This is a genomic window from Halorubrum luteum (assembly GCF_054652935.1).
In genome coordinates this window covers 2540386-2563654 of the sequence record NZ_BAAIGT010000002.1, presented here as the reverse complement: position 1 = coordinate 2563654, position 23269 = coordinate 2540386, and the positions used below count along the sequence as shown (strand labels likewise).

Genomic DNA, 23269 nt, shown 5'->3' with positions numbered 1-23269 from the left:
GGCGAGTTCCCCGACCCACCGGGGTCGGGGGTGAAGCCCGACACCCGGTCTCGTGTTCTGTATGGCGTTTCAGGAGCTTCCTACTCGTCTTCAGGAAGCCATTTCTTGCGCTACCAGTATCCTAGAAAAGCTAGTATAACTACCATAACAATGCGAGTCGTTCTCGTGACTTCGTCCGTTCACGGGTGATCCACGCATGCCACAGCAAACCTACGACGGACGCGATCACGGTCGGGACTACGATCCCGTTTTGAACGCCCTACTGGATGATACGAACTCTGAACAGGACGGCGAGACCGATCTGTCCACGGACGACGTGTTCGAAGTGCTGTACAACCGCCGACGAAGGGATGTAATACGGTATCTCCGGGAACGGGACGGGTCGGCGACGGCGAGCGACCTCGCCGAACACATCGCCGCGAAGGAGAACGACATCCCCGTCCAGCAGCTCTCCTCGTCGCAACGGAAGCGCGTGTACGTCGGCCTCTACCAGAACCATCTGCCGATGATGGACGATATCGGCGTCATCGATTACGAGAAGAACCGAGGGTCAGTACAGCTCCGCGAGTGTACGACACAGCTGGAGCCGTACCTCGACGATACCGCGGGAACGGGCCGACGTGGTACGATAGTCGCGGGAGCGTTCGTACTCGCGGGGGTGATCCTGTTGGGACTCGCTGGCGTTCCCCCGTTCGCCGCTCCGCCGGAACTGCTCCGGATCGGCGTTGGGGTGATCGGGTTCTTCGGACTGGCTGCACTGGACTCGTACAGTCGCGCTTCGAGGTGAGTTCCACGAGTCGACACTGGGCTGAGGACGGTCCACGTGTCCGATCGCACTGGTCCAGCGACCCGCTACTCGGCCGACTGACGGCTGTGCGTTCGACCGTACCGCGCCAGCGCGATCAGCATCATCGTCGCCGCACCGGCGATCGTGACCCACGACAGTGCGGACTCGGGAACGGGGACGAGGTCACGCTCGAGTATCAGGACGACACTCGCAAGCGTCACTGCCGCGATCCCGTACGAGAGGAATCCCATTCGCCGGGCGATCCCGCGACCCACTTCCGTGTCCTGAGCTTCAAACGCATCGTTTCCATCGGTTTCGTCGAGGTGATTCTCGGCGAGCTGATGGCGAGGGGCAACGGGTTTGCGACGGTGGTCGTCGCTCGATCCGCCGTCAGGTTGGGATAGCATTGATTATCGTTCACTGTAGGTGGCTACGAGGCTCCATCGACGTTCGTGTTCGTTTCGACAGTTCTTGCATTCACTGTAGGGTGGATACGCTACCAGCATTGTAATTGAGGCACTGTTCTACAGATGAGCAAGTCGAGTGCCTCGCGATCATACGGAAATCGAAGATTTCGGTGATTACGAGACGCTCCGCCTCTCGAACCACGTGACCTTGAGGATAAAGCTGACACTCAGACGTGTTCTGTTCGTTCAATCAGCAACTACTACACGGTCTACGATGCCCTCGGCGTGGTTGTCGCAGATCCCACACAAACCGAGGCGATCGGCTATGTTGAGGCGAAAAACGACCTGCTCGACGCGAACTACGATCACGCGCACAACACACGGTTGGGAGGCGACTTATACGGCCAGCGCCGGATGGCCGAAATCCCCCTCTTTCGGCCATCATGCGTCGGTTCGCCCCGCTATCCGCCCTCGCGCGTGGTATCTCGAGTTCCGCGAACTCGTGTTGACCACCACCATCTACAACCTCGAACGATCATTCAAACAGCGATCCCGACACCGTCACCGGATTCAACAAAGCAGTTCGAATGGAACCCATACCGTTTTGTAGCAGACTACTTCCGATCGGAGAAGCCGTGGCCGAACTGAACTTCGAGTGGTCCGGATGACGACTCGGTTCGATGACCATGGCTAAGATGCCGCTACAGCGACGTTAATCGGAAGATACTCCCACCGTCGTATTTCTTAGTAACGCCATAACAATAGGATATTGGTGACATAATCGGTTAAGATGGCTCAAAAACGAGTTCATTACGGTCGTGGGTCAGGAGGGAGTCAATCCGGCGGGGAGGTGTCGGATATCGCTACGGGAGAGGCCAACGAAGGATCCGATTATGGAGACGAGCAGTCGGTGACACTCTCGAAAAACGAGATGTTCGATGTCCTTCGGAACAGCAGACGAAGAGTCGTGATTTCCTGTCTCCGCACGCAAGGCGGCAGGGTGTCGGTCGAGGAATTGGCAACGCAGGTCGCGGCCGACGAGTACGACGTTCCCGCTGCAGAATTGACATCGAAACAGTACAAACGGGTGTACACGGGTCTCTACCAGTGTCACCTTCGCAGGATGGAGACACTGGGAGTGATCGATTTTGACACTGACGAGAACACCGTGCGCCTCCGTGATGTCGCTTCTGACCTCGAACCGTACTTCGATAATGTGGGAAATCCGATGTTTGCACGCGTCGAGCTGGGTATCGCGTCCGTCGTGGCAGTGAGTGTAGCGCTCGGGAGCGTCGGGATCGGCCCGATGGGACTCATCTCGCAGACTGCACTGGCAGCGGTGACGATCGCTGCACTCGTCGGTCTTGCCCTGTTCCAACTGGTCGCGTAAACGATGGCTTACGGTCCGTCGTCCACTGCATGACACCCTCTGTGCCGTTCACGGCGCGGTTTCCTCTCCGACGTGGAAGTCTCAGCCGGTCTAAGTCTCCCCGGATGGCTGTGTTGAATCGCTGTAAGGCGGAGAGATTCACTGTTTGATGTTATAGACGACACACATCAGCGCGATTTCGCGGAACTCACGGAACCACGACCGCTCGCACATCGAAGCCGAGCGAGAACTTCACAGCTGAGTTCACAGTTTCAGCCACAGAGCGCTGATTCCCGCTTCTATCGCCGATTCTAACGTTGTGCATGTGGTCGGACGGAGCGAAGATACGGTGCTTGATCAGTGGTCTGATCCCGAGGTCTCGTAATCCTTCGCGGAGCGATTGCTTGTCATAGCCCTTATCAGCGGCAAGAGACCGCAGATCGCCCGTATCACGGCGGGCGATCTGCTCAGCAAGGTCTGCGTCGCTTCCTTTCCGATTCGTTGAGTAGTGCACGTCAAGGACGGATTGAGACGCTGTATCGACGAGTTTCGTGACTTTCAGCATCTGGACGCGGTAGCTGATTCGCTGGCAGTAGTGGCGGCTCGCTGCTGAGCGTTCGTAGAACGCCGCGTCGATCGCACCGTGTTCAGAGAGATCGTGCAGCTGCGCCGACTGGCGCAGCAGCACTCGACACACGCTCATACTGATCCGGTCGAACGCCTTACACAACGTGGACGGCGCGGGGAGATCGGCCGCGTTAAGGCCGATACCCCTGGTTATTTACGGCATCTCTTTGAGCAGGTCGATCGTCATCCGGTAGGATGTGTCGAGGTAATACTGTCCAGCGGGCACATAACACGATCGCGTGGACGTTCTCCGGTCGCCTTTCTCAGTGCTTGCAGGCGATCATGTTCCCTAGTCGTGGATCGGATCTCGCACCGGGAACGAACGATGACACCGCCATCGTTCATGATCTATCAACACTTATGACTCGGGCCGTTCACTTGTCGAACATGTCGATGTTTTATAAATGGGGTGCGGGTCGATCACCCGATCATCCCGTTATCACGGAGGCGTACGACGAGTATCTCGTGACCGAGGACGGAACGGAGATCGTCGACGCCGCCGCGGGGGCAGCCGTCGTCAACCTCGGTCACTCGCTCGACGGCGTTGCGGAGGTCATGTCGAAGCAGGCGGACCGGGTCGCGTACGTGTCGACCTCGCATTTCACGAGCCCGCCGGTCGAGTCGCTCGCCGAGAAGCTCGCCGGGATGGCCCCTGGGACGCTCGATAACGCCTTCCTCGTGAACTCGGGAAGCGAAGCGGTCGAGACCGCGATCAAGCTGGCTCGCGACTACCACGTCGCCCGCGGCAACGAGGCGAAAGAGACCGTCATCGGTCGGTGGCAGTCGTATCACGGGGCGACGCTGGGGGCGCTCTCGGCGTCCGGGAACACCGGTCGTCGGTCGATATACAAACCGCTCATGGCCGACTGGCCGAAGCTTCCGCCGGCGTATCCGTTCCGGTGGGACCACGACGGGTCGCCCGAAGAGCAGGCGAAAGCGGCAGCGGGCGAGCTCGAATCGCTGATCAAGCGGGAGGGGCCGGAGACGGTCGCGGCGTTCATCGCGGAGCCGGTTTCGGGGTCGAGCATTCCCGCCGCGCATCCGCACCCGGCGTACTATCAGGAGATCAGACGCATCTGTGACGCACACGACGTGCTGTTCATCGCCGACGAGGTGATGGTCGGCTTCGGGCGGACCGGCGAGCGGTTCGCCTGTGACCACTTCGACGTCGTTCCGGATCTGATGGCGCTCGGAAAGGGGATCACGGCGGGGTACGCGCCGATCAGTGCGACGATGGTCGCGGACCACGTCGTCGAGGCGCTCGAAGCCGCGGACCACTCGTTTTACCACGGCCACACGTTCAGCGGGAATCCGGTGTCGGCCGCGGTCGCCGACCACGTCGTCGACCGGTACACCGATTCCCTGATCGAGTCCGCGTGTGCGCGTGGGAACTCGCTTCTGGCGGGCCTTGATCCGCTCGCGGGGAGTCCGATCGTCGGGGACGTTCGCGGGATCGGTCTCATGGTCGGCGTCGAGTTCGTGGCGGACACGGAGACGAACGAGCCGTTCGACCCCGACGAGAACGTCGCTCGCCGCGTCTACGACCACGCGCTTGACGACGGTGTGTACGTGTACCCGGGCGGCGGCAGCGTCGACGGACAGGCCGGAGACCACCTGCTGCTCGTGCCGCCGCTGACGGTCGGCGAGGACGCCGTCGATCGGATCGCTCGAACGGTCGTCGACTCGGTGGACGCGGTCGCCGGAGAGCTGGGATACTGACCCGGTCGTGGATTCGTTCTGATTCCGGTCGTCGTGCCGGTTCGTCGCGGATCGTTCGGCGTCGTTAGTAACCGTTATACGCCGGGTGACCCATGCTGGACTCATGCAACGACGCGCTGTAGCCGTGTACGTCGCGCTCTTCTTGCTCGTCGGGGTTGCGGCGGGCGCGCTGATCGCGACGGCTGAATCACCGGAGCTCACGTTCGACGACCCGGAGTTCGAGCTCTCGGAGGGTGACACGTTCGAGGTCGACGGACAGGAGTACACCGTCGCGGACATCACGGAGACGGAACAGGAGGCGGATGAAGCCGATGCGGTCGAGATAGAGCGCTCAGGGCAGATCGAGTGGGAAGAGGTGACCGAACAGTCGGAGACGTGGGCGAACGACTCCGTCGTCGAGTACGACGACCGCGAGTGGCGCGTCCACATCGCGGGCGACGAGTCGACCGAGTTCACGCTGGTCGAGGTGCTCGACAGGCAGGCGATCCTCGAGGGGGACCCCGACGCCGCGAACGAGACCGAGGAGATCGACGGCGAGGAGTACGTCGTCGTCACCGACGAGGACGGCGAGCGGCGGCTCGTTCCCGTCGACGACTACTTCCCCGCGTCGGAGGAGCGCTCGTACGCCCAGGGCGACGAGCTACCGTACGACGGACAGACGGTCACCGTCGACTCCGTGACGGCCTCGGAGGTCGTCCTCGCGTGGGAGGGTCCGGAAACGCTGACGCTCGACGTCGGCCAGGAGTCGGAGATAACGATCGGCGACACGGAGTTCATCGCGTACTTCCCGGACGGGTCGACGCTGGTGTTGTCTACCGACTTCGCGGCGTACGAATCACAGCTCGCACAGGTCGAACGGCTCGACCAGCAGGCCGACGGGCTCTGGCGCGTGCTGATCGTCAGTATGCTGTCGGCGATGCTCGTGATGGCGGCGGCGTTCGTCCCGTCGCGGTACTGATCCGCCGGTCGCGTTCCCTTTCTGCGTGCGCTCGATACGGAACTCTTCTAGACCGTTCGAACCGACACGCACTAGCGTCAGTGTCGAGAAAAGGCCGGTATGAGCTCCACCTCGACTGCCGAGAAGGTTCGACAGCTCGCGCCCCACTGGGCGGTGATGTTCGTCGTCATGCTTGCACTGATCGTGGGCATCGAGAACTTCTACGGGGCGCTCGCGCTCTGGCAGTCGCTGCTTCTGGTGGTGGTCGTCGCCTTCGGCTATCCCCCTGTCGTTCGCCGTCTCGGGGTCGCACCCGAGGTGTGGGAGCGTCAGTGAGGGTCGGTGAGGGCCGATGCGTGTCGGTAACGCGTCGATGAGGGCCGGTGTAGCTCTCGTTCCCTCCGCTCCCGGATCGCTCAAGTAGTCGTCGCTCCTCTCTCGATTCCACATGCGGTTCGTCCTCGTGACCGGAACGACCGAGACGGCCCGGATCGACGGGATCAGCGCCGCTGGCGCGTCACCGGCGCTCCTCGCTCACACCCCTGCGGCCGACGCCGAGATCCTGAAACACGGCCGACCGCGAACTACGGGCGTCGTTCCGGTGAGCCCGACCGGCTGTCCGACGCCGGCGGTCGTCACCCGTGCCGGCCGCGAGCTGCTGGGATTCGACGTCGACGTGGTCGATGCGGGGTCGGCTCGTCCGGTGGAGACGGCCGACCGTACGCTTTCGTCGACCGCGGGACGCGACGTCAGGGAGCCGCGCGCCCTTCCGGACGCGTCCGAGATCGTCGAGCGGGCTCGCGGCTACGGTCACGACCTCCCGGACGACCACGTCGTCATCGCGGAGACGGTCCCCGGCGGAACGACGACCGCGATGGCGACGCTCGCCGCGCTCGGTGAGCGCACTGCCGTCTCCTCGTCGCTCGCCGAGAACCCCCTCGAGCGGAAGCGTCGAGTCGTCGATGCAGGGCTCGCGGCGAGCGACTTGGCTCCGGGCGGTGCGGCGGACGCTCCGCTTCGCGCGCTCCAAGCCGTCGGCGACCCGGCGCTCGCGGGCGTGACCGGGGTCGCACGCGGCGTGCTCGATCGGGGTGGACGCGTGACGCTGGCGGGCGGGACGCAGCTGTGTACGGTCGCGGCGCTGCTTCGGGCGTTCGGCGTCGACGCGCCGCTGTCCGTCGCGACCACGTCGTTCGTCGTGGCCGACGAGCGCGCCGACGTCCGTGGACTCGCGACGGACCTCGACGTCGACCTGACGGTCACCGACCCGGCGTTCGACGCCGTCACACACTCGCTGACCGAGGCGTACTGCCGCGGTGAAGCGAAGGAGGGGGTCGGCATGGGCGGCGTGCTCGCGATGGCCGCCGGCGACGTCTCCGGCGTGGCATCCGGCGAGTCGATATCCGTCGCCGACGTCCGGGACCGCGCGCTCGTGGTGTACGACCGCCTGCTCGCGGCCGCGCCCGACGACCATCCGGCGGTCGCGGGAACTGCGAGCGATCACTCGACGGCCGAGAACGACGACGGTTCCTGAGTCGGTGAGTCGGCCGGCGAGCTATCGCCGGCTCGGTCGTCGAGCTATCTTTTTTCAAGGCGAGAATCCAGCCGTTTACAGTAGTTGCCGAATCAGCTTGTCTCGGCCAACGATCTGGTGTGAACAACGATCTTCACTTATATATCTACTAAAGAGATATATAAATAGAACGCGCCGGATTTGGCGAGTAGGATCCTCAATATGCGGCGCGTTGAGAGGTTCGGCAACTACTGTTTACGGCGAGGAGGATGTCACTCGCCGGCTCGGTCGTCGCGTGACGTGTCGGCGGCGTCGCGGTCGACGACGGCCCGAAGGAGATCGACGAGCGCCCCACTCGCGCGGTCGAGCAGCTCCTCGCCGAGCTCAGCTGTCCCCTCCGACGGGTCCCCGACGACGCCGTTGTCGGTGAACTCGACGGAGTCGTGTGCGAGGTTCACACCTGACACCCATCGGCCCCATCGGTCGGCGGCTCCCTCGCTCGCGTCCTCGATCCGGTCCTCACGGACGAGTTCGCCGTTCGTCGCGCGCAGCAGCGCCGTCTCCAGCGGTCCGGCGTGCCCCATCGATCCGGCGTGCTCGCCGACAGACTCGAACCACGTGAACGCCACCGCGTAGCCGTCGTGGTCGGGGTCCCGGGAGAACCGTCGGGCGACCTCGGCGAGCGCCTCGACGTTGCCGCCGTGGCCGTTCGCGAACACGACGCGGTCGACCCCGTGTGCGGCCAGCGACGCCGCGGTCTCCCGGACGTACGCCCGGAACGTGTCGGGGGTCACCCACAGCGTTCCGTCCAACGCGCGGTGTTCCTCGGCGACGCCGATCGGGATCGGGGGCGTCACGACGGCCTCACCGCGGGGGACGCCGTCAGCGACGCCCGATCGGGGCTGCGATCCGTACTCGCTCGCCGCGGCGTCGGCGACCGCCACCGCGTTGAGCGTGTCCGTTCCGAGCGGGGCGTGTGGCCCGTGCTGTTCGGTGCTGCCGACGGGGATGACCGCGACGTCGACGTCGGCGTCGCGCACGTCGGTCCAGGTCGCTTCCGCGAGTCGCATACCGCCATCTGGACGCCCCGGTGACGTATAGCCGGCGGTTGCTTCGCGGATGCGTCGCCGCCGGCGGACGGGCCGACGCGTCCCGGAACGTTAACCTGCTGCCCGGTGAACACCGCGGTATGAGTAACGAGAACACGGACCAACTCGTTTCCGACGACGTCGAGTTCGGGCCGCTGCGAGAGGCGCTTCGCGAGCACCAGTACCCGGTGACACGAGCCGAGCTGGTCGAGGTGTACGGCGGCTTCGAGCTGGAGTTCTCGGAAGGGACCGATCGGCTGGAGGACGTTCTCACTCGCGTCGACGAGACGAGCTTTCGCGACCCCCGCGACGTCAAGGACGCGATCCTGACGGGTCTCGCGGTCGGCGTCGGTCTCGATCCTGTACTCGAGGAGGACGACTCGTCCGCGGACGACTGGAGTCGGAAGTCGGTTTAATCGTCGTCCTCTCCCTCCTCGACGATCCGGGCAGTCCGGCGCTGGGCCCTGTCGATGAACTCCTGTGGCAGCTCGTCGATCTCGCCGGCCTGCACGCCCCATAAGTGTGCGTACAGCCCGTCGTTGTCGAGCAGCTCCTCGTGTGTCCCCCGCTCGACGATCTCGCCGTCCTCCAACACGAGGATCGCGTCCGCGCCCTTGATCGTCGAGAGTCGATGGGCGATCGCGAACGTGGTGCGGTCGTCGGTGAGCCGATTCAACGACCGCTGGATCAGCATCTCCGTCTCCGTGTCGACGTCGGAGGTGGCCTCGTCCAACACGAGGATCGCCGGATCCTTCAACACGGCCCGCGCGATGGTGATCCGCTGTCGCTGGCCGCCGGAGAGCTTCACGCCCCGCTCGCCGACCATCGTGTCGTACCCGTCCGGAAGGTTCTCGATGAACTCGTGAGCCTCCGCCGCCTTCGCGGCCTCCCGGATCTCCGCGTCGGTCGCGTCGAAGGATCCGTAGGCGATGTTCTCCGCGACGGTTCCGTAAAACAGGTACGACGACTGTCCCACGTAGCCGATCGCCCGACGCAGCGAGGCGAGCGTCACGTCGCGGACGTCCTGTCCGTCGACGTAAACCGCTCCCTCGTCGACGTCGTACATCCGTAACAGGAGCTTGAGGACGGTCGACTTTCCGGCGCCGGTCGGTCCGACGAGCGCGAGCGTGTCGCCGCCGTCGACGCGGAAATCGACGTTCTCGACTATTGGCTCGTCGTCGTAGCCGAAGCTCACGTCGTCGTACTCGACGTCTCCCCGTCCCACCTCCAGCGACTCGGCCCCGGGATTCTCCGCCAGCCGGTTCGGCTCGTCCATCAACCCGAATATCCGTGCGGATGAGGCGCGAGCGCGCTGATACATATTAATTATCTGACCAAATTGCGCCATGGGCCAGATGAACCGCTGGGTGTAGAGGATAAACACGACGAACATGCCGACGGAGAGCTCGCCGGAGAACGGCCCCGGTGGCCCCTGAAACACCCAGAGTCCGCCGACGACGAACGTAAGGACGAATCCGATCCCGGCGAGAACGCGCAGCGCCGGGAAGAACTTGATCCGCGTCTCGATCGCGTCCCAGTTGGCGTCGAAGTAGTCCATCGAGGAGTCGTCGACGCGGTCGGACTCGTACGGCTCCGTCGTCGAGGATTTGATCACCTCGATCCCGCCGAGGTTGTTTTCGAGTCGAGAGTTGAGCGTTCCAACCGTCGAACGCACTTCGGCGTACTTCGGCTGGATGATCCTGATGAACAGGTAGGTGACGCCCGCGATGATCGGCACCGGAAGGAGCGCGACCAAGGCGAGCTGCGGGTTGATCCAGACCAGGAGGACGCCGATGCCGAGGACCATCACCGACATCCGGAACAGGGAGTTCATTCCGTCGTTGAGGAACCGTTCGAGGCGGTTCACGTCGTTCGAGAGGATCGACATCATCTCGCCGGTCTGCTTGTCGGCGAAAAACGCCATGTTCAGCCGCTGCATCTGGTCGTACGTGTCCGTTCGGACGTCGTGTTGGATGTTCTGTGCGAACGCGTTGAACCCCCAGTTGCGGATCCAGTGGAACGCCGCTCCGACGCCGAACGCGCCCGCGATGACGGCGATGACGAACCAGAACTGGTCGGTCTGTGTGGCGGGCAGCCACTCGGCGGGGAGGAGTACGAGCGGGACCTGCTCGCTGAACGCGGCGTCGTCCCTGAACACCGCGTCGATGGCGATCCCCAGCATCAGCGGAGGGAGGAGATCGAGGAGGCGGGCGACGACGCTCGCGAGGATCCCGACGGTCACCGGCAGCGGGTAGTCGCGGCCGTACTCCACGAACAGCCGCTTCATCGGGTTCTCGACGTTCTCCCGCTGCTCCTCGAACGGGTCGTCTTCCTCCCAGTCCACGCCACTCATCCTGTGTGCCTATCGGAGGAGTAGGGAAATAGGTTCGTTTCGTCGGTTCGTTCGACGTCCGCTCTGTTCGCCTGACGCCCCCCGATCAGATCTCTCTCCCTTCGACTGCGGGGTCGACGTCCGCGGCCGACAGGTCTCGCCGGATCCGTTCTCGGAGCGGATCCGGGACGCTCGCCCGCTCGACGGGCGAGGCGGTCGCCGTGCCGTCGTCGTCGGGCACCGACCAGTAGAGGACCGCGTCGGTCTCGGCGTAGTACTCCACCGCGAACCGGTCGCCAGCGCCTTCGTAGTGGACGCGGGCGGCCGCGCCCTCCGCGTGCCAGCCGTCGAGCGTCACGAGCGCCGCGATCGAGTCGTCCATACGCCCCATCACATCGACACCGGTTTAAAAACGCCGACCGAGGTTCGGGTATGTCCCTTCGCGTCACCTTCCTCGGGACCGGCGGTGCGGTCCCGACAACCGAGCGCGCGCCAAGCGCCCTGTTCGTCAACCGCGAGGGGGATCGCCTGCTGTTCGACTGCGCAGAGGGTACCCAGCGACAGATGATGCGATTCGGAACCGGGTTCGGCATCGACCACCTGTTCGTCTCACATCTCCACGGTGACCACGTCCTCGGGATCCCCGGGCTGATCCAGACGCTCGATTTCAACGAGCGGGACGAGCCGCTGACGATCCACTGTCCGCCGAACACGCGGTCGGATCTCCACGATCTCGTCCACGCCGTGGGCCACGACCCCGGGTTTCACGTCGCGTTCGACGTCGTTGCTCCAGGCGAGGTCGCGCTCGACGGCGACGGCTACGAGATCCGGGCGTTCGAGACGGACCATCATACCCGGTCGCAGGGGTACGTGTTGGAGGAGGACGACCGTCCCGGTCGCTTCGACCGACCGAGAGCGGAGGAGCTCGGCGTTCCGGTTGGTCCGAAGTTCGGCCGACTCCACGAGGGCGAGACCGTCGAGTTGGACGACGGCACGGTCGTCGAGCCGGAGCAGGTCGTCGGTCCCTCTCGTCCCGGCCGGAAGCTGGTGTACACGGCGGACACCCGCCCGAGCGATCGAACGGTCGCGGTCGCGGAGCACGCGGATCTACTCGTTCACGACGCCACGTTCGCCGACGAGATGGCCGATCGTGCGAGGGAGACCGCTCACTCGACGGGTCGGGAGGCGGGACGCGTCGCGCGGCGTGCCGGCGTGACGCGGCTCGCGCTGGTCCACATCTCCTCGCGGTACGCGGGTGATGCCTCGCCGATCCGCCGCGAGGCCCGCGAGGCGTTCGACGGCGACTGTTTCGTCCCCGACGACGGTCGACTCCTCGAGATCCCGTTTCCCGAGAACGGGACGTGATCCGGACGGCACCCACCGGCTCGGATGTTTTTTCGCCCCCGCTCGAACGGGCTGTTCCCGGCGTCTGGGGCTCGAACGACCCCTTTTGTTCGTGGAGCACGTACAGTAGTTGAGCGAGAATGAGCACCTCAAAACAAGTCGAAAGCTCCGAGAGTGCCTCCTCCGAAGACGGGCGGTCGTTTCGCGAGGAGTTCGACCGTCTCGATCGAACGATCGCCGAGCAGATGGACCGGCTCGGTGTGCCGACGCTCCGGATCGCGCTCGGGGTCGTCTTCATCTGGTTCGGGGGACTCAAGGTGATCGGGGGGAGCCCGGCGGCGGAACTGGTCGCCTCGACGGTGTATCTCGTGCCGCCGGAGCTCTTCGTCCCGATCCTCGGCGTCTGGGAGGTGCTCATCGGCCTCTGTCTCCTGTACCGGCCGCTTATCCGGGTCGGGATCCTGCTGTTGTTCCTCCAGATGCCCGGCACGTTCCTCCCGATCGTGTTGCTTCCGGACGTCGTGTTCGCAACGTTCCCGCACGGACTCACGGTCGAGGGACAGTACATCATCAAGAACCTCGTGATCATCGGCGCAGCGCTCGTCGTCGGCGGGACGGTGCGCGAGACGGTCGGCGAGGACTGAGGAACACTCTACCGGGGAGTGGCTGAGGAACACTCTACCGGGAAACCTTGATACCGGGCGCACCCGATCGCACGCGTATGTCCGACGACTGCATTTTCTGTTCGATCGTCGCCGGTGACATACCGGCTCGCACCGTGTATGAGACCGACGACGTGCTGGCATTTCTCGACGCGAACCCGCTCGCACGCGGGCACACGCTCGTGATACCGAAATCGCACGCTCGGCACGTCGGCGACCTCGGCTCCGAGCTCGCGAGCGCCGTCTTCGACGCGGTCGCCGAACTCACCCCGCGGATCCAGGAGGCGGTCGACGCCGACGCCGCCAACGTCGGGATCAACGACGGTGAGGCGGCCGGGCAGGAGATCCCCCACGTTCACGCACACGTCGTTCCGCGGTTCGAGGGCGACGGCGGCTCGCCGATCCACGCGGTTGCCGGACGACGCCCGGACCTCTCCGACGAGGAGCTCGATGCGGTCGCCGACGAGATCGCCGACGCGACCGGCGCGTAACCGACGCGGCCGGCGCGTAGCCGATCGGTTCTGGGAGACCGCTTCGTTCGTCGATCCGTTCTTGGCCAGTCATCCGAGTTCCACAGTGTTTACAAACGAAACCGCGGGAACTCGTGTGTATGACGGCGACGACGCTCGCGCTGGTCGGGGCGACCGGCGGTGCGGGAACGACGCGAACGGCGATCGAGCTTGCGGCGATGGGCGTCCGTGACGGACGCGACGTAGCCATCGTTGACGCCGCGCTTGCCACGCAAGGGCTCTCCGAGTACGTCTCCGGCCGGATCGGAACCGATCTGACGGCGCTTCTCACCGACCGGACCGACGCGTCGCTGACGGCGGCGACGTACCCCACGGAGATCGGCCGCGAAGCCGACACGCCAGCCCGGGCGGACGCGATACCCGCCCGTGCACCGTTCGAGCGCGTCGCTCGCGCGAAGACGGTCGAGGCGGCTCGGGAGCTCGAAGCGCGGATCGAGGAGGCCGCCAGCGGCTACGACGCCGTGATCGTCGACGTGTCGCCCGTCGCGTCCAACGAGGCGGTCGCCGCGGTGACTACCGTCGATCGCGTTATCGGCGTGCGTCCCGCGACGCCACACGGTAGAGATGCGCTCCAGCGGCTCCGCGGCCGCGTTGCCGATGTCGGCGCGAACGTGGACGGAACGCTCGCGGTCGTCCATCCGCCGGCCACGACCGAGGACGCAGCGACGGAGGCGGATGTCGTGCTCCCGCCGACCGACCCCTCGATCGCCGACGCACCGTCGGCGGTCACCGGTGACGACCGGTACGCTCGTGCGGTTGCGACGGCCTACGAGGAGCTGTTCGGCACGCCGATCGGCGTCTCATTCGAGGAGTCGAGACTGATCGACAGGGTTCGGTAGTCGCCGCGAGGCTCCGGTGGTGGGCCGGTGGACGCCGGAAGCGCCACCGCCACCCCGTCTATTCGCCGAGGGCGTCGTCGAGCGCGCCAGTTCCGAGGGCGGACGAGTCGTTCTCGTTGAGCCCGCCGCCGAGCGGCGACGACCCCGCGATCGCCGCGTCGACCGCGTCCGCGACCGGCCGGATCGGCTCGTGGGTCTCGACGTACGTTGCGAGCGCGAAGTCGGCGTCATCGCCGCCGGTGAGTTCGACGGCCTCGCTCCGTGACAGTCGGCCGTCGAGCCAGTCGCGGACGACGCCTCGTCGGGTCGGGGCGAGCGGACAGACTCCGGTGACGCCGCAGCGATGCAGCGTCTTCGCGGCCGTCATCGGCGAGACGCCGGCGTCGCGAGCCGCGTCGCCGACGCTCCGACCGGCGGTGTACTCGTCGACGAGGGTGGCGGTCGCCTCGGGCGTACACGGCAGCGCCGCGGCGTGTTCGCGGAGCCGCTCCGCAAGCGGCGTGTCCGTGTCGTCCGCGACGGCAACTCCTCGGTCTCGCTGCCGGGTCGTCACCTCCAACCCGTCGGCGATCTCGGACAGCGTCATGTTCACCAGTGCCCGACGATACGTGTTAAAACTACGGGCAGGCAGACGGCTCCGACGATATCACAACCTACCGGTAACCGGTTGGTTATCGCTAGTCGAGAACGCGGAACTCCCCGCGATCCTCCCGGGTTTAAGTAAGGCATCGGGCCCGAGAGTGAGATGTGATGAGTGAGGCACGCTCGACTCGCGCTCGGTCGCAGGGAACTCGAACGACTCGCGCCGCGAACGCACGGTCCGAACCGCGGTCTCGGGAGGAGTGTCCCGAGTGTGGCGGACGGACGCGGGCGGACGACGCGGAGCGCGTCTGTGCGGACTGCGGGCTCGTCGTCGAGGCCGACCGGATCGACCACGGTCCCGAGTGGCGGTCGTTCGACGATGACGACACCAATCCGGAGCGGACGGGCGCGCCGATCACGCGCTCGCGACACGACCGCGGACTCTCGACGGAAATCGGCCGATCGACGCGCGTGAAAGGTCGCAAGCGTCGTCGGCTTGCACGGATGCGCACCCAGCACAACCGCGCGCGGATCTCCTCGAAACGCGACCGCAACAAGGTGTACGCGTACACCGAGATCCGGCGGCTGACGGGAGTACTGGAGCTGCCGGACAGCATCCGCGACACCGCCTGCTCGCTTTTCGACTCCGCGCAGTCGGAGAGCCTACTCCGGGGCCGCTCGCTGGAGGGGTTCGCCGCTGCGTGCGTCTACGTCGCCTGTCGCACCGCGGACGTGCCACGCACGGTCGGCGAGGTGTGCGCGGAGGCGAAGGCGACCGAGGACGAACACGCCGCGGCGTTCGACGCGATGAACCGCGAGCTCGGTCTTCCGATCGGGCCGACCGCACCCGCGGAGTACCTCCCACGGTTCGCCTCCGAACTCGACTGTCCGCCAGCCGTCGAGCGTCGCGCAACCGAGCTGGCGGAGCGCGCGGTCTCGGAGGGGATCGCCAACGGTCGCAACCCGGTCGGCGTCGCCGCCGCCTGTCTGTACACCGCGGCGCGCCAGCTCGACGCCGACTGCACCCAGCAGGACGCCGCCGCCGTCGCCGACGTCACGCCGGTGACCGTCCGTCGGACGTACGTGGAACTCACGGACTCGGTGTAGTCGGTGCCGCGCCGGGAGCTACGCCAGCGCGTCGACCATCTCGGAAACGAACTCGATCTCGTCGTCGTTGATCCCGTGGCCCATCCCCTCGTAGATCCGCGTGGTGACGTCCCCGCCGAGATCGGTCAACACCCCGTCGGTCTCGTGGACCCGCTTTTCGGGGATGTGGGGGTCGACGTCGCTGCAGCCGAGAAACGCGGGCGTCCCCTCGAGCGTCGCGCCGTCGGCCGTCTCGAGATAATCGTCGACGTCGACGGTCTCGCCGATTAGCCCGCCACTCAGTACGGCGAGCCCGCCGTATCGCTCGGGATTCCGGGCGACGAACTCGCTGGCCAGACACGCGCCCTGTGAGAACCCGCCGATCAGAACGGCGTCCGTCTCGATCCCGGCGTCGGTCGCGGCCTCGACGGCGCGTCCGACCGCGCGGAGCCCGGAGCTTCGGCCGGGCTCGTTGTGCTCGACGGGCTGCAGGAAGGAGTTCGGGTACCACGTGTTCGCGGCCGCCTGGGGCGCGAGCAGCGCGACGCTCGACCCCGCGTCCCCAGCGGCCGCGACGTCCCCAGCGGCCGCGACGTCCCCAGCGGCCGCGACGTCCCCAGCGCCCGCGCCGTCCGCCCCGGCTATCTGCTCGCCGAACCCGAGGATGCTCCGCGCAGTCGCCCCCCGGCCGTGAACGAGCACGACCGCCGCGTCCGCGTCGTCGAGATCCGCCCCGGCCGTGACGAGCGGCCGGTCGCCGTGCGGGTCGTCCTCGCCGGATCCGCTCCCGTGTGGTCTCTGCATCTCAGTTCACGCCGGTTCCCGTCCGCGCATCGGGGAGGTCGTGTTTCACGACGTCGATGCCGAGCTCCGCTAACGCTCCCTCCATGTGACGGTCCTGAGCGAACTCCGCGTCGTCCGCCTCGCGGAGCCGCTGGGCAGTCGCGAGCACCTCACCTTTTCGACCGTCGGGGATCTCGTACTTGTCCGCGGACAGCTCGATGACGAGCCCGTTGTTGTCCTGCGTGTAAATGGAGTGGAAGACGCCCCGGTCGAACACGTTGTAGCCGTGGCCGGCGTCCTCCAGGGCGGCCATTATCTCCTCGTACTCGTCGGGATCGACGCTGAAACAGAGGTGATGAACCCCGCCGACGCCCGGGCGCTGTCCCCGAGCGGACGGCCGGTCGTCGCTCACGAAGACGGTGAGGATCCGGTCGTCGCCGGTGTCGAAAAACAGATGCGTCTGGGAGGGGTCGTCGAGGTTCGGCTGCCGGAGGACCAGCGGCATGCCGAGCAGGTCGCGGTAGAACGCGATCGTGTCCTCGGCGTTGCTTCCCCAGATCGTGATATGGTCCGTGCCGGTGGTGTGAAACGGTGCGTCCGGACGCTCCGAGGTCACCGGAGCAGGGTCGTCGTCGCTCATACCGCTACTGGGAGACCGATCCGCATAAAGACGGGAGGGACCGGCGTGTGACCCACTGACGTCGATGTTATCGCCCCCGGGGCTCGGATCCGCCGGTCCCGTGAGTTCCGCACCGTCCTCTGCTTCCGCGGCGTTCCGCACCGCCCTCCGACTCCCCGACGCTTATCCACGCCGAGCGCCTTCGAACGGTCGTGAGAACGGATCGAACGGCGGTGGGTCGTCCGTGATGCTTCCGACGCACGTGCTCGTCGGGCTCGCGGTCGCCGCTCCGGTCGCGGTCGCGGTCCCCGAGTTGGCGACGCCGATCCTCGTCGGCGCACTCGTCGGCAGCGTGCTTCCCGACGTTGATGTCGCTGCGATCCACCGACGAACCTTCCATTACCCGACGGGATACGTGCTCGCGGCGGTCCCGGCCGCGGCGCTCGCGATCGCGGTCCCGACGGCGGAGGCGGTCGTGCTCGCGAGCACGCTCGTCGCGGCCGCGCTCCACTGCCGGATGGACAGGTACGGCGGCAGCCATGAACTCCGACCGTGGGAGCGGAAGTCGGACCGAGCGGTGTACGACCACGTGCAGGGACGGTGGCTCGACGCGAGACGCTGGACCAGATACGACGGCGCGCCGGAGGATCTTCTCGTGGCGACGGTCGCCGGCAGCGTCGCGCTCGTCGGCCTCGTGGAGCCGTTCCGGACGCTCGCCGCGATCGCGCTCGTCGTCGGCGTCGTGTACGCCGGATTTCGTCGCCGGCTCTCCGACGTGGCTTCCCGCATTTGCTCGCGCGCTCGGATGGTGAGCGACCGACTCCGAGCGGTGCGCGACCGGCTTCGAGCGGTGCGCGACCGGCTTCGAGCGGGTTGCAGCCGCCGGTAGTCGGACCACTCGTCGGCGACGCTCGACCGTCGCAGCCGCCTCGGCACAACACCCATTACCCTCTCCGATGTGGGTGGCGTATGGTGATCGCGGGGCTCTCCGTCGGTGCAGTCGTGGTGTTCGCCCTCATCGGCGCGGCGCTCGTGTTGTTCGTGAGCGAGGTCATCCCGAACGACGTCACGGCGATCGGCGTCATCGCCGCGCTCGTCGTGCTCGAACCGTGGACCGGCGTCGACGGCCGCGGGGCGATCTCCGGGTTTGCGAACCCGGCAACGATCACGATCGTCGCCATGTACATGCTGAGCGCCGGGATCCAGGCGACCGGCCTCGTCCAGCGACTGGGGATGTATCTCGCGGATTTCACCGCCGGCCGGGAGTTCCGCGCGCTGGTCGCGACGGTGTGTACTACCGGTCCGATCGCGGGCTTTATCAACAACACGCCGGTCGTCGCCGTCTTCATCCCGATGATATCGGATCTCGCCGAGCAGTCCGGGATCAGTCCGTCGAAGCTCCTCTTGCCGCTGTCGTACGCCGCCATTCTCGGCGGGACGCTCACGCTGATCGGCTCGTCGACGAACATCCTCGCGAGCGACTTCGCTCGGATACTGATCCCCGGACGCGACGGGATCGGGATGTTCGAGTTCACCGGGGTCGGGGTCGTGATCCTCGTCGTCGGGCTCGCGTACCTGCTCACGGTCGGCCGGCGGCTCGTCCCCGAGCGGATCCCCGCCGACTCGGACGCGGTCGAGGAGTTCGATCTGGAGGACAACCTCGCGGTGATGCGCGTTCGCGCGGCGTCGACGGCGGTCGGCGAGCCGGTCGGCGCGTTCGACGAGACCCACCCGGAGATCCGGATCCTCCAGCTCCGCCGGGGCGAGGAGGCGTTCAGCGCCCCGCACACCGACCGCGTCATCGAGGAGGGCGACGAACTGGTCGTTCACGGCACGCTGCAGGCGGTGAACCGGTTTCGCGAGGAGACGGCGCTCGGACAGCTGCTCCGCAGCCCGGTGACCGAGGAGACGTTCGAGGAGGCACCCACCGACGACGTGCTCGCGAAGGCGGTCGTCCCCGACGACTCCCGGTACGTCGGCGAGACGGTCGCGGAGACCGGGCTGAGCGAGTATCACCGAACCGCGGTTCTCGCGATCCGGCGCGGCGACGAGCTGATCCGGACGGAGCTCGCCGACCGGACGCTTCGCGCCGGGGATCTCCTCCTCGTCCGGACGACGCCGGCGTCGATCCGATATTTCACGGACACTAGGGTGATCGTCGTCGCCGACGAAACCGCCTACGACCGGTTCGCCGAGGCCGACGTCGCGGAGATCGCCCCGCTCTCGCCGAAGACGCCGGTGATGGTCGCGATCATGGCCGGGGTGGTCGGGGTCGCCGCCCTCGATCTCCTTCCCATCGTCATCGCGGCGCTCGCGGGCGTGTTCGTGATGGTCGTGACCGGCTGTCTGAGTTCGGCGGACGCGTACGACGCGGTCTCCTGGAACGTGATCTTCCTTCTGGCGGGGGTGATCCCGCTCGGACTCGCGATGGAGGCGACGGGCGGCGCGGCGGCGATCTCCGAACTGCTCGTCGCGACCGGCGCGGTGTTGCCGTTGCTCGCAGTGCTGCTTCTGTTTTACGTCGTTACCGGCCTGCTCGCGAACGTCATTACACCGGTTGCGACGGTCGTGTTGATGATCCCGGTCGCCGTCGAGGCCGCGGGCCGACTCGGAGCCAACGAGTTCACGTTCCTGCTCGCGGTGATGTTCGCGGGCGCGACCTCCTTTATGACTCCCGTCGGCTACCAGACGAACCTGATGGTGTACGGGCCGGGCGGCTACGAGTTTGCCGACTTCCTGCGGGTCGGCGCGCCGCTGCAGTTCCTGCTGGCGGTCGTGACGACCGTCGCGATCTGGTTGGTGTGGGGGATATGAGTCGGTTTGTCGCTCCGTGGAGACCGGCGCGACGACTCGATCGACGCGTCTCCCGTGACGCTGCCACTGTTCGAGTTGACCGATCTCGGGCGTATATTGCGCATACGAGAATCGATGTGTGGTTTATAAAGGTGTATTCAGCGTGGTGAGGAGTGGTATATAAGTGAGCGGTGGAGCAGAGACCGACTTGGAAGCCCCAGCCGCGACGGCTCGCGCGGCTCGCTGCGCGCTTCAGTCGCTCACTTCGCTCGCTCCTTGCAGTGCTTGCTTCGCCGTGCGTCGCCCTCGCGGCTGCCCCTTCCAGTCCCGCCCCGCACCGCAGCCTCGGACCGCCCCAGCCTCGACCGGAGGGGCCGCCGGAACGCTCGGCGGCCCCTCCGGTCTCCCTCGCGCGCTCGCTCACGGGCCGAAGGCCCGCTCGCGGCGCGCGCCACCGCAACCACACCGCAGAGCATGATTCATGTATCAGGTAACGGCGGGCGGTCGGCGCGCGCCTCCGAGCGCTCTGGAAAGAGCGCGAGGAGCGCGTGCGAGGGAGGCGGCGGCGAGCGCGGAACGCGCGAGCCGCCGACGAGGCTGGGGAGGCGTGAGGTGCGGTTGCGGTGCGGTCGGGTGGGGTTGAAAGGGGCAGCCGGGAGGCGGGCGCAGGCGACACAAGCACTGCAGGGAGCGAACGACGTGAGCGACCGAAGCGCGCAGCAAGCGTGCGCCCGCCTCCCGGCTGGGGCTTTCAGATCGTTCGTCGCGGAGCTATCGCTCCCGCGACTCACTTATAAATCACCTCCAGATCCATCACGCAATCACGTATAAACCACCCATCCCCCCTCGTGAGCGACGTACGCCCGGTATTGATCACGAAGCAGGCTCGTTCCGGCGGTTGGTTCGGATGAGATATTGGAGTGATCGTGCCCTGAAGGCGATCCGATCATGCAAAGAGTGAACACACCACAGCAGTAACGTATCGGATCGAATGCCACTCCCTTCATCCGGAAAGGACGTCGAGTGCCGATGTATCCCGTGTCAGTACAACAACAACGGCGACTGCGGGTATCAGGGACGTATCCTGATCGACTCGAACGGCGAATGCGCCGTGATGGAGCGCGGCTACGGACAGGACCGCGGTCCGTACGACTGATCGCGAACTCGGGAGGCGTACGACTCACGGCAGAAGCAGGGACACGAAGACGACGTACGAGACCACAAGCACCGCGCCGTCGATCCGGGAGAGCCGTGCGCCCCGGTACATTAGCCCGACGAGGAGCACGGTGAAGACCACGAGCGCGGGGAACTCGAACGCCCGGACGCCGGGAGCGACGTCGATGGGAGTGATCAACGCGAGGATCCCGATCACGGCAAGCACGTTGTAGATGTTCGAGCCGACGACGTTGCCGACGCTGAAACTCGCCTCGTCGCGGACCGCCGCAACGACGCTGGCGGCGAGCTCCGGCAGCGATGTCCCGATCGCGAGCACGGTGAGCCCGATGAACAGATCCGAGTAGCCGGCAGCCGCCAGCAGCTCCCGACCGCCTTCGATCAGCCAGCGAGAGCCGAGCACGAGCGCGACGATTCCGGCGACCACCTTCCCGACGTCCCGAGCCCTCGCGTCCGGCATCTCCTGACGCTGCGCGGCCGTGATCCCCGACTGGGTGCGCTGGATCCGTCGCATGACGACGAACGTGAACCCGGTAAGCGTCGCGAGGAGGACGACGCCCTCGACCGTCCCGATCCGTCCGTTCCACCCGAGCGCGACGAGCAGCAGCGCGGCGAGGACCATGAACGGCACGTGGCGTTCGATCACCGTCTCGGACACCGCCAGCGGACGGATCAACGCGGCGACGCCCAGAACGAGGCCGATGTTGGCGATGTTCGACCCGATGATCGCACCGAGCCCGATATCCGTCGAGACGGTGAGCGCGCCGAGCACGGCGACGAACAGCTCCGGCGCGGTCGTGGCGAACGCGACGACCGTGACTCCGACCGTCGACGCCTTGAGCCCGATCGCGAGCGCGAGATCCGCTGCTCCCTTCACTAACAGCTCGGCACCGGCGTACAGCAGACCGACACCGGCGGCGAGCAACAGGAGTTCGGTGGCCGGCGATCCCAGAGGCACGACGAGCCGTTCACGGCGTCGGGGCAAAAACGACGCGGTGGCAGGCGGGTGACCGGCGGCGAGACGTTCGTCGCGGTCGCACGGTGAGAACGCTGACCGTCGGTTTAAGCACCCGGCCGACGGACGGATCGGCATGCTCGTCGTCGTGTCCGACACACACAGCACCGAGGGCCACCGACTGCGCGGCCGTACCTACGCCGCCGTCCGCGACGCCGACGTCGTGGTCCATGCGGGCGACTTCTATCGCGAACCAGTTCTCGACGCGTTCTACACGGAAGCGCGAAACCTCCGAGCGGTGTACGGTAACAACGCTGACTTCGCGATCCGCGATCGCCTGCCCGAGCGTCGCGTCGTCGAATACGGCGGTGCGCGGATCGCCGTGACTCACCGGCATCGAAGCGGCGACACGGGGCTGCTCATGTTCGGTCGTGAGCGTGACGCCGACGTCGTCGTCCACGGCCACAGTCACGCACCGCGGTTCGACGACTCGGCAGACGTGGCGCTGCTAAATCCGGGAAGCCACGCACAGCCTCGGGGGAACAGACCGGCACACGCGGAGTTGGAGTCGATACCCGGCGGGATCGAAGGTTGCCTCGTCACGCCCGACGGCGAGGTGTTTAGAGAGTTTACGATCCACGTGTGACGCGATCAGTTCCGCGTGACGCGGTCGAATCGCTGACGACAGTGCGGTCGTCAGCCGAACTGCCGATCGCCGCAGGGGGTCGGCGACCGGGCGCGACACCTCGCTTGGTCTCTCGGAGACCGCCCGGGGCGGGGCGGTCCCTCGGTGGGGGGAAACGGAACGAAACGGATCGGATGGATTGGAGGGCCGAAGCGGGTGTCGCAGCCGATCGTTGGGTGGCGGGCATCTTATAGGTGGTTTAGACACAAACGCCGTTTTGAGTCATCGAGAAGCCGACACCGTGGCGTCCGGCGGGACGACCCCGACCGGCGTCGAAACGCATAACTCGATTCCGACGGAACCGGGGGTATGGTTTCGATCGACCCGCTCGTCGCGCTCCTTCTCGTAGCTCTGTTGGGGCTTTTCTTCTTCGGCTACCTGCTCGTTCGACGCACCCTGATCGGACTGCGTGAGGGGTACGAGGACGGCAAACGGTAGT

At 66.1% G+C, this 23269-nt stretch carries 25 protein-coding genes and 1 pseudogene; 17 read left to right on the top strand and 9 right to left on the bottom strand.

Annotated elements, in window-relative coordinates; translation table 11 throughout:
* Positions 1-196 precede the first annotated feature (196 nt).
* The gene (locus tag ACYQ0R_RS12700) at positions 197-787 is read left to right on the top strand and encodes a DUF7344 domain-containing protein (protein ID WP_459824351.1); all 591 of its coding nucleotides are present in this window, start codon (positions 197-199) and stop codon (positions 785-787) included.
* 65 nt (positions 788-852) lie between these two features.
* Here the strand turns inward: ACYQ0R_RS12700 and ACYQ0R_RS12695 are convergent, their stop codons facing one another.
* Positions 853-1194: a hypothetical protein gene (locus ACYQ0R_RS12695; RefSeq protein WP_459824348.1), complete on the bottom strand. Its 342-nt coding sequence runs from the start codon at positions 1192-1194 to the stop codon at positions 853-855.
* A 790-nt stretch (positions 1195-1984) separates the two neighbouring features.
* On the opposite strand from ACYQ0R_RS12695, the gene ACYQ0R_RS12690 reads away from it, so the two are divergent.
* Positions 1985-2584: a DUF7344 domain-containing protein gene (locus ACYQ0R_RS12690; RefSeq protein ID WP_459824345.1), complete on the top strand. Its 600-nt coding sequence runs from the start codon at positions 1985-1987 to the stop codon at positions 2582-2584.
* Between the two features lie 138 nt (positions 2585-2722).
* Here ACYQ0R_RS12690 and ACYQ0R_RS12685 read toward each other — a convergent pair.
* Positions 2723-3398 (bottom strand): annotated as a pseudogene (locus ACYQ0R_RS12685) (IS5 family transposase); the annotation flags it as partial.
* Positions 3399-3577: 179 nt separating this feature from the next.
* On the opposite strand from ACYQ0R_RS12685, the gene ACYQ0R_RS12680 reads away from it, so the two are divergent.
* The 4 genes from ACYQ0R_RS12680 to ACYQ0R_RS12665 all read left to right on the top strand — a co-directional run bounded on the left by ACYQ0R_RS12680 (position 3578) and on the right by ACYQ0R_RS12665 (position 7380).
* Entirely contained in the window at positions 3578-4909 is a 1332-nt protein-coding gene (locus ACYQ0R_RS12680) for an aminotransferase family protein (RefSeq protein WP_459824342.1), read from the top strand.
* A 103-nt stretch (positions 4910-5012) separates the two neighbouring features.
* Positions 5013-5867 carry a hypothetical protein gene (locus ACYQ0R_RS12675; protein WP_459824339.1) on the top strand — a complete coding sequence of 285 codons (855 nt, stop codon included), beginning with the start codon at positions 5013-5015 and terminating at the stop codon, positions 5865-5867.
* 99 nt (positions 5868-5966) lie between these two features.
* Positions 5967-6182, top strand: coding sequence for a hypothetical protein (locus ACYQ0R_RS12670; protein WP_459824336.1), 216 nt, complete (start codon positions 5967-5969; stop codon positions 6180-6182).
* Positions 6183-6294: 112 nt separating this feature from the next.
* Positions 6295-7380, top strand: coding sequence for a nicotinate-nucleotide--dimethylbenzimidazole phosphoribosyltransferase (locus ACYQ0R_RS12665; protein ID WP_459824333.1), 1086 nt, complete (start codon positions 6295-6297; stop codon positions 7378-7380).
* Positions 7381-7631: 251 nt separating this feature from the next.
* Here the strand turns inward: ACYQ0R_RS12665 and ACYQ0R_RS12660 are convergent, their stop codons facing one another.
* Complete coding sequence (locus tag ACYQ0R_RS12660; protein ID WP_459824330.1) at positions 7632-8429, bottom strand: creatininase family protein; 798 nt, start codon at positions 8427-8429, stop codon at positions 7632-7634.
* Between the two features lie 119 nt (positions 8430-8548).
* Between ACYQ0R_RS12660 and ACYQ0R_RS12655 the strand changes: the two genes are divergently transcribed.
* Positions 8549-8863, top strand: a complete 315-nt coding sequence (locus ACYQ0R_RS12655; RefSeq protein WP_459824327.1) for a DUF5789 family protein — start codon at positions 8549-8551, stop codon at positions 8861-8863.
* On the opposite strand, the gene ACYQ0R_RS12650 is transcribed toward ACYQ0R_RS12655, so the two are convergent.
* Positions 8860-10800 (bottom strand): ABC transporter ATP-binding protein, encoded by a 1941-nt coding sequence (locus ACYQ0R_RS12650; RefSeq protein WP_459824324.1) that lies wholly within the window; start codon positions 10798-10800, stop codon positions 8860-8862. The two genes, ACYQ0R_RS12655 and ACYQ0R_RS12650, sit on opposite strands and share 4 nt — an antisense overlap.
* 85 nt (positions 10801-10885) lie before the next feature.
* Positions 10886-11161 carry a DUF7538 family protein gene (locus ACYQ0R_RS12645; RefSeq protein ID WP_459824322.1) on the bottom strand — a complete coding sequence of 92 codons (276 nt, stop codon included), beginning with the start codon at positions 11159-11161 and terminating at the stop codon, positions 10886-10888.
* 50 nt (positions 11162-11211) lie between these two features.
* Here ACYQ0R_RS12645 and rnz point away from each other — a divergent pair, with 50 nt between their 5' ends.
* From rnz to ACYQ0R_RS12625, 4 genes are all read left to right on the top strand, one after another.
* The gene (rnz, locus tag ACYQ0R_RS12640) at positions 11212-12144 is read left to right on the top strand and encodes a ribonuclease Z (protein ID WP_459824319.1); all 933 of its coding nucleotides are present in this window, start codon (positions 11212-11214) and stop codon (positions 12142-12144) included.
* Positions 12145-12263: 119 nt separating this feature from the next.
* Positions 12264-12767, top strand: coding sequence for a hypothetical protein (locus ACYQ0R_RS12635; protein ID WP_459824318.1), 504 nt, complete (start codon positions 12264-12266; stop codon positions 12765-12767).
* 77 nt (positions 12768-12844) lie between these two features.
* Positions 12845-13276, top strand: a complete 432-nt coding sequence (locus tag ACYQ0R_RS12630; protein WP_459824317.1) for an HIT family protein — start codon at positions 12845-12847, stop codon at positions 13274-13276.
* Between the two features lie 119 nt (positions 13277-13395).
* Positions 13396-14154 carry an AAA family ATPase gene (locus tag ACYQ0R_RS12625; RefSeq protein ID WP_459824314.1) on the top strand — a complete coding sequence of 253 codons (759 nt, stop codon included), beginning with the start codon at positions 13396-13398 and terminating at the stop codon, positions 14152-14154.
* Positions 14155-14212: 58 nt separating this feature from the next.
* Here the strand turns inward: ACYQ0R_RS12625 and ACYQ0R_RS12620 are convergent, their stop codons facing one another.
* Positions 14213-14740 carry a DUF7858 family protein gene (locus ACYQ0R_RS12620; protein WP_459824312.1) on the bottom strand — a complete coding sequence of 176 codons (528 nt, stop codon included), beginning with the start codon at positions 14738-14740 and terminating at the stop codon, positions 14213-14215.
* Between the two features lie 164 nt (positions 14741-14904).
* Between ACYQ0R_RS12620 and ACYQ0R_RS12615 the strand changes: the two genes are divergently transcribed.
* On the top strand, positions 14905-15843 hold the full coding sequence (locus ACYQ0R_RS12615) for a transcription initiation factor IIB (RefSeq protein WP_459824310.1): 939 nt from the start codon (positions 14905-14907) through the stop codon (positions 15841-15843).
* An 18-nt stretch (positions 15844-15861) separates the two neighbouring features.
* Here ACYQ0R_RS12615 and ACYQ0R_RS12610 read toward each other — a convergent pair whose 3' ends face one another.
* Both ACYQ0R_RS12610 and ACYQ0R_RS12605 read right to left on the bottom strand, forming a co-directional pair.
* Positions 15862-16626: an alpha/beta hydrolase gene (locus ACYQ0R_RS12610; protein ID WP_459824308.1), complete on the bottom strand. Its 765-nt coding sequence runs from the start codon at positions 16624-16626 to the stop codon at positions 15862-15864.
* Position 16627: 1 nt separating this feature from the next.
* A complete protein-coding gene (locus tag ACYQ0R_RS12605) occupies positions 16628-17245 on the bottom strand; it encodes a VOC family protein (RefSeq protein WP_459824305.1) in 618 nt (205 codons plus the stop codon).
* A gap of 226 nt (positions 17246-17471) precedes the next feature.
* Here ACYQ0R_RS12605 and ACYQ0R_RS12600 point away from each other — a divergent pair, with 226 nt between their 5' ends.
* The 3 genes from ACYQ0R_RS12600 (at position 17472) to ACYQ0R_RS12590 (ending at position 21173) form a co-directional block, all read left to right on the top strand.
* Positions 17472-18113, top strand: coding sequence for a metal-dependent hydrolase (locus tag ACYQ0R_RS12600; protein ID WP_459824302.1), 642 nt, complete (start codon positions 17472-17474; stop codon positions 18111-18113).
* Positions 18114-18193: 80 nt separating this feature from the next.
* Complete coding sequence (locus tag ACYQ0R_RS12595; RefSeq protein WP_459824300.1) at positions 18194-20038, top strand: SLC13 family permease; 1845 nt, start codon at positions 18194-18196, stop codon at positions 20036-20038.
* Between the two features lie 970 nt (positions 20039-21008).
* Positions 21009-21173, top strand: coding sequence for a hypothetical protein (locus tag ACYQ0R_RS12590; protein ID WP_459824297.1), 165 nt, complete (start codon positions 21009-21011; stop codon positions 21171-21173).
* Between the two features lie 24 nt (positions 21174-21197).
* On the opposite strand, the gene ACYQ0R_RS12585 is transcribed toward ACYQ0R_RS12590, so the two are convergent.
* Entirely contained in the window at positions 21198-22148 is a 951-nt protein-coding gene (locus tag ACYQ0R_RS12585) for a calcium/sodium antiporter (RefSeq protein WP_459824294.1), read from the bottom strand.
* 133 nt (positions 22149-22281) lie between these two features.
* Between ACYQ0R_RS12585 and ACYQ0R_RS12580 the strand changes: the two genes are divergently transcribed.
* Both ACYQ0R_RS12580 and ACYQ0R_RS12575 read left to right on the top strand, forming a co-directional pair.
* Positions 22282-22791: a metallophosphoesterase gene (locus ACYQ0R_RS12580; RefSeq protein ID WP_459824293.1), complete on the top strand. Its 510-nt coding sequence runs from the start codon at positions 22282-22284 to the stop codon at positions 22789-22791.
* Positions 22792-23139: 348 nt separating this feature from the next.
* On the top strand, positions 23140-23268 hold the full coding sequence (locus tag ACYQ0R_RS12575) for a DUF7859 family protein (protein WP_459824291.1): 129 nt from the start codon (positions 23140-23142) through the stop codon (positions 23266-23268).
* Position 23269 lies beyond the last annotated feature (1 nt).

Coding starts and splice junctions, on each gene's coding strand:
- ACYQ0R_RS12700 (WP_459824351.1), top strand. CDS start 197: ATGCCACAGCAAACCTACGACGGACGCGATCACGGTCGGGACTACGAT.
- ACYQ0R_RS12695 (WP_459824348.1), bottom strand. CDS start 1,194: ATGCTATCCCAACCTGACGGCGGATCGAGCGACGACCACCGTCGCAAA.
- ACYQ0R_RS12690 (WP_459824345.1), top strand. CDS start 1,985: ATGGCTCAAAAACGAGTTCATTACGGTCGTGGGTCAGGAGGGAGTCAA.
- ACYQ0R_RS12680 (WP_459824342.1), top strand. CDS start 3,578: ATGTCGATGTTTTATAAATGGGGTGCGGGTCGATCACCCGATCATCCC.
- ACYQ0R_RS12675 (WP_459824339.1), top strand. CDS start 5,013: ATGCAACGACGCGCTGTAGCCGTGTACGTCGCGCTCTTCTTGCTCGTC.
- ACYQ0R_RS12670 (WP_459824336.1), top strand. CDS start 5,967: ATGAGCTCCACCTCGACTGCCGAGAAGGTTCGACAGCTCGCGCCCCAC.
- ACYQ0R_RS12665 (WP_459824333.1), top strand. CDS start 6,295: ATGCGGTTCGTCCTCGTGACCGGAACGACCGAGACGGCCCGGATCGAC.
- ACYQ0R_RS12660 (WP_459824330.1), bottom strand. CDS start 8,429: ATGCGACTCGCGGAAGCGACCTGGACCGACGTGCGCGACGCCGACGTC.
- ACYQ0R_RS12655 (WP_459824327.1), top strand. CDS start 8,549: ATGAGTAACGAGAACACGGACCAACTCGTTTCCGACGACGTCGAGTTC.
- ACYQ0R_RS12650 (WP_459824324.1), bottom strand. CDS start 10,800: ATGAGTGGCGTGGACTGGGAGGAAGACGACCCGTTCGAGGAGCAGCGG.
- ACYQ0R_RS12645 (WP_459824322.1), bottom strand. CDS start 11,161: ATGGACGACTCGATCGCGGCGCTCGTGACGCTCGACGGCTGGCACGCG.
- rnz (WP_459824319.1), top strand. CDS start 11,212: ATGTCCCTTCGCGTCACCTTCCTCGGGACCGGCGGTGCGGTCCCGACA.
- ACYQ0R_RS12635 (WP_459824318.1), top strand. CDS start 12,264: ATGAGCACCTCAAAACAAGTCGAAAGCTCCGAGAGTGCCTCCTCCGAA.
- ACYQ0R_RS12630 (WP_459824317.1), top strand. CDS start 12,845: ATGTCCGACGACTGCATTTTCTGTTCGATCGTCGCCGGTGACATACCG.
- ACYQ0R_RS12625 (WP_459824314.1), top strand. CDS start 13,396: ATGACGGCGACGACGCTCGCGCTGGTCGGGGCGACCGGCGGTGCGGGA.
- ACYQ0R_RS12620 (WP_459824312.1), bottom strand. CDS start 14,740: ATGACGCTGTCCGAGATCGCCGACGGGTTGGAGGTGACGACCCGGCAG.
- ACYQ0R_RS12615 (WP_459824310.1), top strand. CDS start 14,905: ATGAGTGAGGCACGCTCGACTCGCGCTCGGTCGCAGGGAACTCGAACG.
- ACYQ0R_RS12610 (WP_459824308.1), bottom strand. CDS start 16,626: ATGCAGAGACCACACGGGAGCGGATCCGGCGAGGACGACCCGCACGGC.
- ACYQ0R_RS12605 (WP_459824305.1), bottom strand. CDS start 17,245: ATGAGCGACGACGACCCTGCTCCGGTGACCTCGGAGCGTCCGGACGCA.
- ACYQ0R_RS12600 (WP_459824302.1), top strand. CDS start 17,472: ATGCTTCCGACGCACGTGCTCGTCGGGCTCGCGGTCGCCGCTCCGGTC.
- ACYQ0R_RS12595 (WP_459824300.1), top strand. CDS start 18,194: ATGGTGATCGCGGGGCTCTCCGTCGGTGCAGTCGTGGTGTTCGCCCTC.
- ACYQ0R_RS12590 (WP_459824297.1), top strand. CDS start 21,009: ATGCCACTCCCTTCATCCGGAAAGGACGTCGAGTGCCGATGTATCCCG.
- ACYQ0R_RS12580 (WP_459824293.1), top strand. CDS start 22,282: ATGCTCGTCGTCGTGTCCGACACACACAGCACCGAGGGCCACCGACTG.
- ACYQ0R_RS12575 (WP_459824291.1), top strand. CDS start 23,140: ATGGTTTCGATCGACCCGCTCGTCGCGCTCCTTCTCGTAGCTCTGTTG.